The 11,750-nt window shown below is 73.3% G+C and carries 9 protein-coding genes; 6 read left to right on the forward strand and 3 right to left on the reverse strand.

Annotated elements, in window-relative coordinates; all coding sequences use genetic code 11:
- Positions 1-53: 53 nt before the first annotated feature.
- Positions 54-1,202: a glycerate kinase gene (locus AB0D48_RS06470; protein ID WP_362391418.1), complete on the forward strand. Its 1,149-nt coding sequence runs from the start codon at positions 54-56 to the stop codon at positions 1,200-1,202.
- Between the two features lie 212 nt (positions 1,203-1,414).
- Entirely contained in the window at positions 1,415-1,951 is a 537-nt protein-coding gene (locus AB0D48_RS06475) for a GNAT family protein (RefSeq protein ID WP_362391420.1), read from the forward strand.
- Here AB0D48_RS06475 and AB0D48_RS06480 read toward each other — a convergent pair.
- Complete coding sequence (locus AB0D48_RS06480) at positions 1,912-2,499, reverse strand: cysteine hydrolase family protein (RefSeq protein ID WP_362391715.1); 588 nt, start codon at positions 2,497-2,499, stop codon at positions 1,912-1,914. The genes AB0D48_RS06475 and AB0D48_RS06480 overlap by 40 nt on opposite strands.
- A 181-nt stretch (positions 2,500-2,680) precedes the next feature.
- On the opposite strand from AB0D48_RS06480, the gene AB0D48_RS06485 reads away from it, so the two are divergent.
- Together AB0D48_RS06485 and AB0D48_RS06490 are read left to right on the forward strand one after the other, a co-directional pair.
- Positions 2,681-3,676 carry a helix-turn-helix domain-containing protein gene (locus AB0D48_RS06485; RefSeq protein WP_362391422.1) on the forward strand — a complete coding sequence of 332 codons (996 nt, stop codon included), beginning with the start codon at positions 2,681-2,683 and terminating at the stop codon, positions 3,674-3,676.
- Entirely contained in the window at positions 3,673-6,462 is a 2,790-nt protein-coding gene (locus tag AB0D48_RS06490) for a SpoIIE family protein phosphatase (RefSeq protein ID WP_362391424.1), read from the forward strand. The genes AB0D48_RS06485 and AB0D48_RS06490 overlap by 4 nt, the downstream gene beginning before the upstream one ends.
- Positions 6,463-6,626: 164 nt before the next feature.
- Here AB0D48_RS06490 and AB0D48_RS06495 read toward each other — a convergent pair whose 3' ends face one another.
- Together AB0D48_RS06495 and AB0D48_RS06500 are read right to left on the reverse strand one after the other, a co-directional pair.
- A complete protein-coding gene (locus tag AB0D48_RS06495) occupies positions 6,627-8,693 on the reverse strand; it encodes a SpoIIE family protein phosphatase (RefSeq protein ID WP_362391426.1) in 2,067 nt (688 codons plus the stop codon).
- Positions 8,694-8,804: 111 nt separating this feature from the next.
- A complete protein-coding gene (locus tag AB0D48_RS06500; protein ID WP_362391428.1) occupies positions 8,805-9,659 on the reverse strand; it encodes a caspase family protein in 855 nt (284 codons plus the stop codon).
- A gap of 190 nt (positions 9,660-9,849) precedes the next feature.
- Between AB0D48_RS06500 and AB0D48_RS06505 the strand changes: the two genes are divergently transcribed.
- Together AB0D48_RS06505 and AB0D48_RS06510 are read left to right on the forward strand one after the other, a co-directional pair.
- Positions 9,850-10,740, forward strand: coding sequence for a DNA/RNA non-specific endonuclease (locus AB0D48_RS06505; RefSeq protein ID WP_362391430.1), 891 nt, complete (start codon positions 9,850-9,852; stop codon positions 10,738-10,740).
- Position 10,741: 1 nt separating this feature from the next.
- Positions 10,742-11,689, forward strand: coding sequence for a hypothetical protein (locus AB0D48_RS06510; RefSeq protein WP_362391432.1), 948 nt, complete (start codon positions 10,742-10,744; stop codon positions 11,687-11,689).
- Positions 11,690-11,750 lie beyond the last annotated feature (61 nt).

Below are 11,750 nucleotides of genomic sequence, written 5' to 3' on the forward strand. Positions count from 1 at the left end.
GGATAAGCTCATGGCGGCGCGACTGCACTGTTCGATAGCAAGGGAATAGCAAGGTGACGGACGGAGCAGTAACTGAGGCCGCGCGCGTGCTCATCGCCGCGGACAAATTCAAGGGCTCGCTCACGGCCGTTCAGGTCGCGGAGCGGGTGACGGCGGGCCTTCGCAAGGCCGTACCGGGCGTGGAGATCGAGACCCTCCCCGTCGCGGACGGCGGCGACGGCACGGTCGCGGCCGCGGTGGCGGCCGGTTTCGAACGTCGTGAGGTACGGGTCACCGGACCCCTCGGCGACCAGGTCACGGCGGCCTTCGCGCTGCGCGAGGGCACCGCTGTGGTCGAGATGGCGGAGGCCTCCGGCCTGCAGCTGCTGCCGGCGGGCACCTTCGCGCCGCTGACGGCCACCACGTACGGCTCGGGTGAGCTGCTGAAGGCCGCGCTGGACGCGGGCGCGCGCTCGATCGTGTTCGGCGTGGGCGGCAGCGCCACCACCGACGGCGGCGCCGGCATGCTGGCGGCGCTGGGCGCGGTGTTCCTGGCTGCGAACGGCGAACCGGTCGGTCCGGGTGGCGGCGCGCTGGCGTCCCTGGCGTCGGCGGACCTGTCCGGGATCGACCCGCGCTTCGCGGAGGTCGACTTCGTGCTGGCCAGCGACGTGGACAACCCGCTGACCGGCCCGAAGGGCTGCGCGGCCGTCTACGGCCCGCAGAAGGGCGCCTCGCCGGAGGACGTGGCGACGCTCGACGCGGCGCTGGCCCACTTCGCGGTGGTGCTGGAGAAGTCGATCGGCGCGAGGGCCGCGGAGTGCGCGCTGCTCCCGGGTGCCGGTGGCGCGGGCGGCATCGGCTACGGGGCGCTGCTGCTCGGTGCGACGTTCCGGCCCGGCATCGAGCTGATGCTGGAGGTACTGGGCTTCGCGCCGGCGCTGGAGCGGGCCACGCTGGTCATCACCGGCGAGGGCTCGCTGGACGAGCAGACGCTGCACGGCAAGGCGCCTGCCGGTGTCGCGGCGGCGGCTCGGGCTGCAGGCAAGCCGGTGGTGGCGGTGTGCGGCCGTCTCCTGCTGACCCAGGAGGCCCTCCAGGCGGCCGGGATCCAGCGGGCGTACCCGCTGACGGACCTGGAGCCGGATCCGGCGAAGTCCATCCCGAACGCCGGGCCGCTGCTGGAGCGGGTCGCGGCCACCATCGCCGCCGACGTTCTCTGAGCCGTACCGGCTGGTGAGGCCCGGTTCCTCCAGCGGGGGTGGCCGGGCCTCTGCCGTGCACCGGCACGGGTGCTGCGGATGCGGCGCCGCTGCTGGGCTCCGCCCCGGACCCGCGCCTCACACGCCGGCGAGGGCCGGTTGTGCCGGGCGGAAGGCACCAGCCGAATCCAGCCCCCGGCTACTGGCCTCAGCCGTGCTGATAGGCATGCGTCATGGACGACGCGACGGACCTCTCCGACTCCCAAAACCTGCTCACCGAGCGGCTGTTGCTGCGGCCGCTGGATCCCGGGCGGGCCCGGCGGCTCATCTCGGGCACGCCCGGGGCGGGCGAACGGTGGGGGCCGGGCTATCCGGACGACGGGGACCGGGCCGGGGCCGAGCGGTACCTGCGGGTGCTGGCCGCGCACGGTGACCCGCTGCCGTTCGGCGCGTACGAGATCCGGCGCCGGGCGGACGGTCTGACGATCGGCGGCGCCGGGTTCCACGGACCGGCCGACGGCCGGGGGCGGGTGACCATCGGCTACGGCCTGGTCCCGTTCGTGCGCGGCCGGGGCTACGCCGCCGAGGCGCTGCGCGCACTGCTGGAGCACGCTCGCGGCCACGGCGCGACCGCGGTGGACGGCGACACCGACCGGGAGAACCTCGCCTCCCAGCGGGTCATGGCCGCGGCGGGGATGCGGCTCGTCGGCGAGGACGAGCGGCTGCGGTACTACGCGGTGAGCTGGGCGCCGGACGCCGAGAGCAGCTGAGCCGTCGTGACCACGCGGGCGAACCCGCCGCCCTGCAGGTTGACCGCGGTCGCGGTGGCGAGTTCGTCGGCGGTCAGGCTCAGGCCCGCCGGCCCCGCGAGGTCGAAGGTGTGGGTGGCGTCGAGCGGGAGGAGGACGTCGTAGCCCAGGTTCCCGGCCATCCGGGCCGTGGTCTCGACGCACATGTTGGTCTGGATCCCGGCCACCACCACCTGGCCGATGCCCCGGGCGGTCAGCCAGGCGGCCAGGTCCGGGGTGCCGTAAAACGCCGAGTTGACGTGCTTGGTGATGAGCAGGGACTCGTACCGGCGCTTCTCCACGATGTCCTTGAAGGCGTGACCGGGGTGGTCGGCGGCGAGGACGGAGCCGGGGCGCAGCGAGGCGTGCCGGACCTGTACCACCGGCCGCCCGGTGGCCTGCCAGGCGTCCATCAGGGCGGCGATGTTGTCCTCGGCGGCCGGATTGTTGCGCGGCCCCCAGAAGGACGCGTCGTCGAAGCCCTGCTGCACGTCGATGACCAGCAGCGCACTGTCCGCGGCGATCGCGATCTCGTTCACCGCGTCCTCGTTCACGTTCTCGTTCTCGTTCGCGTTCTTGTTCTCGTTCTTGTTCTCGTTCTCGTTCTTCGTCATGGCTCCATGCTGGTCGCCCCGAAGCGTGCCCGACAGGGGCCCCGCCGTCGCCGATCGATGGGATCCTGCCAGCCTGGCAGGATGGCACACTGGCCTCGTGCACCGCGTCGCGATCCTCGTCCAGCCAGGCATCCGCAGCTTCGACCTCGCCGTCATCACCGAGGTCTGGGGCCCCGACCGCAGCCGCGCCGGGGTGCCGCCCTTCGAGCTGCGCCGGTGCGCGGTGGAGCCCGGCCCGATCGCCCTGCCCGGCGGGCTGACCCTGGCACCCGACCGTGGGCTCGAGTGGCTGACCTCGGCCGACCTGGTCGTCGTACCGGCGCTGGCCGAACCGGACGGTCCGACGCCCGGGCCGGCCCTCGCCGCCCTCCGGGAGGCGCACGCCCGGGGCGTGCCGGTCGCCGCACTGTGCGCCGGGGCGTTCGTCCTCGCGCAGGCCGGGCTGCTGGAGGGCCGGCGGGCGGTGACCCACTGGTCGCTGGCCGCCCGGCTCGCCGACCGGTATCCGGGGATCCTGGTCGAAGACGCCCCGCTCTACATGGAGGACGGCGGGCTGTGGACCTCCGCCGGGGTGGCCTCCGGGATCGACCTGTGCCTGCACCTCGTCAGGGAGGCGCACGGTGCCGAGGCCGCCGCCGCCATCGCACGCTCCATGGTGACGGGGCCCTTCCGCACCGGGGACCACGCCCAGTACCTGGACCGGCCGACACCGGCGGCCGACCGGACCGCCGAAACCCTGGCTGCCGTACGCGAACGCGCCCTGCGCCATCTGCACGAACCGCTCGACGTGGCCACCCTGGCCCGCTGGGCCGGCATGTCCCCGCGTTCCTTCGCCCGGCACTTCGCCGCGGCCACCGGCACGACCCCCCACCGGTGGCTGCTGCGCCACCGCCTGGACAGCGCCCGCAAGCTGCTGGAACGCACCGACCACCCGGTCCCGGAGGTGGCCCGCCGCGCCGGTTTCGCCAGCGAGGTCACCTTCCGCCAGCACTTCACCTCGTACGTCGGCCTCAGCCCCCGCGCGTACCGGGCGGCTGCGGCCACCGCGCAGCCACCCCCAAACCCCTTGGACAGTGTTAGAAAGGGCTCATGACCGGACGCAATGGTCGCCAGCCGACCGGATGGGGCCAGCGCCTGCTCGCGCGCCTGTCCCGGTGGGGGCACAGTGTCGCCGGTCAGGTCTTCGCCCTCCAGGCGGTGATCGTGCTGCTCCTGATCAGTGCGGCCGCGGTAGCGCTGGTGGTCCAGTCCCGGTACGACAGCGAGCGCGACGCCCGCAACCGCGCGCTCGCGGCCGCCGAGGCCTTCGCGCACGCCCCCGGCCTCCCGGCGGCACTGAAGGCAGCGAACCCGACCGCCGTGCTCCAGCCGCTCGCCGACGGCGCCCGCCTCGCCACCGGCATCGACTTCATCGCGGTGATGAACACCGACGGAGTCCGGTTCACCGACTCGCGGCCCGAGCTGATCGGCAAGCGCGCCACGGGCGACCTCTCCCGCGCCCTCGCCGGGCGGTCCTTCACCGAGACGTACGTGGGCGAGCCCAGCGACGCGGTCCGGGCCGTCGCGCCCGTACGGGACGCGAGCGGCGCGGTCGTCGGCCTGGTCGGCACCGGCATCGAAGTGGCGAACGTGTCCGACGCCGTCGAGGACCAGATCCCGCTCCTGGTCGGCGCCGCGGCGGGCGCCCTGCTGCTCGGCACGGGCGGCGCCTTCCTGGTCAGCCGCCGGCTGCGGCGCCAGACCCGCGGCCTGGGCGCCGCCGAGATGTCCCGGATGAACGAGCACCACGAGGCCGTCCTGCACGCCGTCCGCGAGGGTGTGCTCATCATCGGGGCCGACCGGCGCCTCGTGCTCGCCAACGACGAGGCCAGACGGCTGCTCGACCTGCCTCCCGACGCCGAGCAGAAGCACGTCGCCGACCTCGGCCTCGACGCGCGCACCACCGAACTGATCGTTTCGGGCCGGGTCGCTACGGACGAGGTACACCTGGCGGGCGACCGGCTGCTCGCGGTCAACGTACGGCCCACCAAGCCGTACGCGGGCCGGCCCTCCGGCACCGTCATGACCCTGCGCGACTCCACCGAGCTCGCCGCGCTCTCCGGCCGGGCCGAGGTGGCCCGCGAACGGCTCCAGCTGCTCTACGACGCCGGCGTGCGGATCGGTACGACGCTGGACGTGGTGCGGACCGCCGAGGAGCTGTCCGAGGTGGCCGTCCCGCGCTTCGCGGACTTCGTCACCGTGGAGCTCCTGGAGCCGGTGCTGCGCGGTGACGAGCCCGCGGCGGCCTCCGGCGTGTACACGGAGATGCGGCGGGCGGCCATGAGCGGGGTCCGCACCGACACGCCGCTGCAGCCGGTCGGTGACATCATCCGGTTCGTCGTGCCGACCGCCCCGATGGCCGCGGCCCTGGACGCGGGGCACGCGGTGCTCGCGGCCGATCTGCACGCCGCCATGGGATGGCGGGCGCAGGACGCCGACGGGACCCGGGTGGCCCTCGACTACGGCCTCCACTCGCTGATCTCCGTACCCCTCCAGGCCCGGGGCGTGGTCCTCGGCATGGCCAACTTCTGGCGGGCCGCCGACACCCCGGAGGCATTCGACGAGGAGGACCGGACCTTCGCGATGGAGCTGGCTGCGCGCGCGGCCGTCTCCATCGACAACGCCCGCCGCTTCACCCGCGAGCACGCGACCGCGGTGACCCTGCAGCGCAGCCTGCTCCCCCGGGTGCTGCCCGATCAGACCGCCGTGGACGTCGCCTTCCGCTACCTGCCCGCGCAGGCGGGGGTGAGCGGCGACTGGTTCGACGTGATCCCGCTGCCGGGCGCCCGGGTGGCGCTCGTCGTCGGCGACGTCGTCGGGCACGGGGTGCACGCGGCGGCCACGATGGGCCGGCTGCGGACCGCCGTGCACAACTTCTCCACCCTGGACCTGCCGCCCGACGAGCTGCTCGGGCACCTCGACGAGCTGATCAACCGGATCGACCAGGACGAGGCCTCGGGCGGCGACGACGCCGGGGGCGGCGGGGACGGGGTGGGCGAGCCGGCCGGGATCACGGGCGCCACCTGCCTGTACGCGATCTACGACCCGGTCTCGGGGCGGTGTGTGATCGCCAGCGCCGGACACCCCGGACCCGCCCTGGTCCGTAGCGCCGGGCACGTGGAGTTCCCCGTGCTGCCCGCCGGGCTCCCGCTCGGGGTCGGGGGCATGCCCTTCGAGTCCGTCGAGCTGCAGCTGCCCGAGGGCAGCCGGCTCGTGCTGTTCACCGACGGTCTGGTGGAGGACCGCCACCGGGACTTCGACTCCGGCCTGCGCCTGCTGGCCGAGACGCTGTCCGGGACGGGCCGCAGCCCCGAGCAGGCCTGCGCGGACGTACTCACCACGATGCTGTTCCCGACGCCGACGGACGACATCGCCCTGCTGATCGCCGACACCCGGCGGCTGGAGCCCGCCAAGATCGCCGAGTGGGAAGTGCCGGGCGAGCCGTCGGCCGTCTCGCGGGTGCGCAACGCCGGCTCGGCGCAGCTCTCCGCGTGGGGGCTTGACGACATCGCCTTCACCACCGAGCTCATCCTCAGCGAGCTGGTCACCAATGCCATCCGGTACGGGAGCGCGCCCGTCCGGGTCCGGCTGCTGTGCGACCGCAGCCTCATCTGCGAGGTCTCCGACGGCAGCAGCACCTCCCCGCACCTGCGGTACGCGGCCACCACCGACGAGGGCGGGCGGGGGCTGTTCCTCGTGGCGCAGTACGCCGACCGGTGGGGCACCCGCTACACGGATCGCGGCAAGGTCATCTGGGCGGAGCTGCCGCTGACCGGGGGCGCGGAGCCGTCGGCGCCGGCCCCGCTGGACCTGGATTCGCTGGAGGACCTGGCCTGGTGACGGCCCGGTGATGCGGGCCGTTAGGGGAAGGGCCGGCCGGTCAGCGCCGGTCTTCGGGTGCTTCCTCGCCTGCCTGGCTTCCGGCTTCCCGGCTCTCCGCCGCTTCCTGGTTTCCCGGCTCTCCGCAGCTTCCTGGTTCTCCCCGGCTACCCGTCCTTGCCGGTTCACACCGTCCGGGTACGGGCCAGCAGGACGGCCACGTCGTCCTGTGGAGCGCCCGGCAGCAGCCGCTCCAGGATCCTGTCGCACAGCTCCTCCAGGGGCTGCTCCACCCCGCGCAGGGCCCGCGCCAGCTGGTCCATCCCCTCGTCGAGGTCCCGGTCCCGGGCCTCGATGAGGCCGTCGGTATAGAGGACGAGCAGGCTTCCGGGGGGCAGCTGTACTTCTTCGGTGCGGAAGTCCTGCCCGCCCGTGCCCAGCGGGGTGCCGGGCGGGCCGTGGAGGAAGGTGATGGTCCCGTCGGCGGCGACGACCGCGGGCGGCGGGTGGCCGGCACGCGCGATCACACAGCCGCCCGACGCCGGGTCGTGGACGGCGTAGACGCAGGTGGCCATCTCGTCCTCGCCCAGGTCGGCCACCACGGCGTCGAGCGAGCCGAGCATCCGGGCCGGGGGCGCGTCGAGGCGCGCCAGGGTCCGTACCGCCGTGCGCAGCTGGCCCATCACGGCCGCCGCGTGGATCCCGTGGCCCATGACGTCCCCGATGACCAGCCCGGTCCGTCCGCCGGGCAGCTGGATGACGTCGAACCAGTCGCCGCCCACGTCGTGGTCGCTGGCGGGCAGGTAGCGCCCGGTCAGTTCGAGGCCGGGGACCTCGGGCAGCTCGCTGTTGGTGAGGCTGCGCCGGAGGGTGAGGGCGGCCTGCCGCTGACGGGTGTACATCCGGGCGTTGTCGATGTTGAGGGCGGCGCGGGCGACCAGCTCGTCGATGAGCACGCAGTCCTGCTCGTCGAAGGGCTCGCGGCTGCGCAGCCGCGTCACGGTGACCGCGCCGAGCACCTGGCCGCGTGCGACCAGCGGGATCATCCGGGCGGAGCCGAGGGTGGCGAGGTAGGAGCGCAGGGCATCGGCGCGCGGGTCGGTGATGAGCGCCGGGATGTCGGACACGAACAGGTTCATCGGTCGGCCCGCGGCGACGACCTGTTCGTAGACGGTGCCCGCGGGGATCTGGAAGGTCTGGCCGGCGACGAGCCTCGCGGTCGGGGCGTCCGGGTCGGGGAAGGTGGCCGCCAGCCGGCGCAGGATCCCACGGGTGGAGGCTGCGGCCACCGGGGCCTCGTCGGGGCCCAGGACCGCTTCGAGCAGCTGTACGTCGGCCGAGTCCGCGAGCTGCGGTACGAGGACGTCCACGATCTCCTGGGCCGTCTGGTGGAGGTCCAGGGTGGTGCCGATGCGGGTGCCCGCCTCCGCGAGCAGGGCGAACCGGTGCCTGGCCCGGTCGGCTTCGGCCTGGGCCCACTGGCTCTCGGTGATGTCGATGAGGGAGGCGATCAGGCCCAGGGGCCGTCCGGAGCCGTCGAGCAGCGGGGCGTAGGAGCAGGACCAGGTCCGGTCGTGATCGGGGTCGGCCGCGGTCCGTCCCGTGCGGCGCACGTCGACGACGGCCGCACCGCGGTCGAGGACCTGGCGCATGGTCGCCTCCAGCGCGGCGGCGTTGACCCCGGGCACGACCTCGGTGAGCCGTTTGCCCAGGTGGTCGGCGGCCGGGACCCCGTTCATCCGGGCCAGGGCGTCGTTGACCCGGAGGAAGCGCAGGTCGAGGCCGAGGGTGCCGAGGCCGATGGGCGACTGGGTGAAGAGGCTCTGCAGCGCGGCGAGCGAGTCGCGCATGTGGAGCACCTCGGAGGTCTCCACGGCGATGAGCATGGCCCCCGTACGCCCTTGGGGGTCGGGAGCGGGGACGATCCACATCTCCATGACGACGCGGTGGCCGTCCCGGTGGCGCACGGGCAGGGTGCCGACGACGGTCTCGCCCGCCTGGACCCGGCGGGTCAGCTGATCGGCGAGCTCGCGGTTGGCGTCGGGGACGAGGACCTCGGAGCCGAGGCGGCCACGGATGTCCTCGGGGCGGTACCCGAGCAGGTCCTGGGCCGCCAGCGACCACTCGACGACACGTCCGTCCGCGTCCTCCCGCCACAGGGCGATCGGCAGCAGCTCGCGGAGCACGCCCGCGTACCCGACAGCCGCCACCGGCGGGTCCGGCACCTCGCTCGTCGACTGGTAAGTGTCCAACGCACCGACCTCACCCCGGGGGGCCTGATTCCTACCGATTCACCCTATCCGAGGCACCGGCACGGGGCTCTGCGTCCGGAGGCACCGGGGGCGGTCGCACGGCAGCCGGTGTCAGATGGTGAACGGCTTCTGCTTGAGGAAGCCGTCCGCCGGGCTGCCCGTCGTGTAGAAGTTCGGGCTCTGGATGGCGGGCATGCGCTTTTGGATGTCGCGGTGGAAGGTGCGGTAGTCGCCCTGGAAGGCGCCCTTCCCCCACACCTCGAGGAGGTTCGCGGTGAACAGTCCGTTGACGTCTCCGTCGGACGCCACCTGGTTGTCCTGGCAAGCGGCGATGAGCAGGGCGCCGGGCGCCGGGCGGCCGCCGTTGCCGTCCTTGAGCTCGCGCTGGAGGCCCTCGTAGAACGACCGGTCCCGGGCGAAGATCTGCTGCTGCTTGAGCAGCGGCATCAGCCGGGACGCCGCCTCCACCTGGCCCGGGTCACGCGTCTGGAACTGCGACTGCAGCGCCTCCGGGGTGAGCAGCCCCTGGAGGGACTCGATGGCGCTGCCGCTGTGGCAGCAGTCCAGCAGGGCGACGATCCTGACCCCCTCCTCGAACCGCCGGAACTCCCGGTACAGCTCGTCGTCGAGGAACTGGCGGTCGAAGAACACCAGCGTCTCGTCCAGCCGGTCGGGCTCGTCGTCCGATCCGACGACGTTGTCCATCTGGCCGCCGTGGCCCGAGTAGGTGAAGAGCAGGATGTCCCCGCTCTTGAGCCGTCCGGCCGCCTTGCGCAGTTCCCCGGTGATGTTCTCCACCGTGCCGTCGCCGGTCAGGATCACGGTGTCGCCGAACCCGCCGGCGCGGGCCACCGCCGCCATGTCGCGGGCGTCGTTCTCGCAGGCCAGGAGCTTGCCGTCCCAGCCGTCGTACGCGGCGGGATCGACCTTGTTCAGACCGACGTGGATGGACAGGCCAGTGGGCACGGGTACTCCTCGGGGCGTGGCGGGTGAAGGGGGTCGACAGCATGGGTTCCGCGGTGGCAGCCGCCTGAACCGGGGCGTGGGGGACGCCGCCCGATCGGGCCTGCCGGGGGGAGCCCGGGGGATGGCCGCTGTTCGGGTGGCCCGTGGCCCCGGACCGTAAACGATCACTTGCACACGGTATTGCCATCTTATGAACGCAATTGATACGCCGCCGGATCGGGCGGCGGGCGCCAAGGCGCGGCCGGACTCCCTCACCGATCGCACCGGCTACGACGAGTCCTTCCTCGGTCCCGTCGTTCCGCTCCCCCTGCCCGACGCGGCGGGGGTCGAGACCGTGGTCCTCCCCTACACCCACTTCACCGTCGTCCTGCGCCCCGACCGCAGGCTGGCCGCCTCCACCGCCGTCTGCATCGACGGCGAGCGGCTCGTGGAGGACGTACCCCGGGACGACGCCTGGGGGTTCGACCCCCGCGTACCCGAGGCCCAGCAGGCCGGCAACGACATCTACCGCGACAACTCCCTGGACCGAGGACACCTCGTCCGCCGCCTGGACCCGGTCTGGGGTGCCGCGGCCGAGGCCGACCGCGCGAACACGGACACCTTCCACTTCACCAACGCGGCCCCGCAGCAGGACTCCTTCAACCAGGGCAAAGAGCTGTGGCAGGGCCTGGAGAACCATCTGCTCGACCACGCGGCGAAGTTCGACCGCAAGCTGTCCGTCTTCACCGGTCCCGTCCTGCACGACTCCGACCCGCCCTACCGGGGCATCCAGGTGCCGCTGCGCTTCTGGAAGGTGGCCGCCTTCGTGCAGGACGGCCGACTGGCCTCGACCGGGTACATCCTCGACCAGAGCCCGGACCTCAGCCGGGGCCGGGAGCGGGCGATGGCGGGCGCCAGGCCCGGCGATCCGCCACCGCTCGGCCCGTTCCGCACGTTCCAGGTGCCGGTCACCGACATCGTCGAGCTCACCGGCCTCGGCTTCGGGCCGCTGCCGGCCGCCGACCTCATGCCCGTCACCCGCGCCCCCGCGGAGCGCTGGAAACGTCTGAAGAGCTACGGGGACGTGGTCCTGGGCAGCTGAGATGGACGGCGCCACGGTCCTCTACGTCCACGGCAACGGCAACAAGGTCCGCAAGGAACTGCTCAAGTCCCAGTGGGACAGGGCGCTGTTCGGCACGGACATGGGCGCGGCGTCGCGAATGGCCTACTGGGCACCGATCCGGTACGGCACTCCCCTGCCCGACGACGAGCCCGACCCGTTGTCCGGCGGCCCGCCGCCCGTCCGGGAACTCCCGGACACGGGGGTGCCGCAGACCCCGGAGGAGTTCATCGAGCACACGCTCCGCGAGGCGCGCCGGAAGGCGGGTCCGGCGCTCGGCAGGCGGTCGGCGCAGGCCGGGGAGGAGGACCTGGCGGACTGGCTGGCGAAGATGACGTACTCGGCGGAGACCCTCGGCCGGGCCGAGGACGCGGTGCCCGCTCCGGCCTCCTCCTACCTGACCGAGGCTCTGCCGCTCCCCCTCTTCATGCGCGCGCCCGTCTTCGAGCTGCTCGTGAAGCTCACCTTCGAGGACGTGTACGCGTACTTCTTCGGCGGGGTCGGCGAGGCGATGCGCGAGGTCGTCCGCGGCGAACTGGCCGGCGTGCGCGACGGGCCGCTCGTCGTGCTGGGGCACAGCCTCGGCTCGGTCATCGCCTACGAGGTGCTCCGCGAGGAGCGACGGGACGTCACCCTGTTCGTCAGCGCGGGATCTCCTCTCGGCATCACCGAGGTCCAGGACCGGCTCGCGCTCCCGACGGCGGTCCCGGCGGGTGTGGCGGCCTGGTCCAACGTCTCGGACCTGCGGGACCTGGTGGCGCTCGACCACTGGTTGCGGCCCGAGTACGGTCCTCCCGGTCTCGTCACCGACCACCTGGTCAGGAACGACAGCGGCAATCACCACGGCATCGCCGAGTACCTGGGCAGCGCGCCCGTCCGGCATGCGGTCCGCGCGCTGTTCGGCCGCGTTGCGACGGACCGGGCCGAGTGAAACCATGACAGGTATCAGGCAGTCCGTCTTTCCGCGCCGCTACGGCGGCTGGGCAGGTGCG

Source organism: Streptomyces sp. NPDC048269, from assembly GCF_040652395.1.
Classification (GTDB): domain Bacteria; phylum Actinomycetota; class Actinomycetes; order Streptomycetales; family Streptomycetaceae; genus Streptomyces.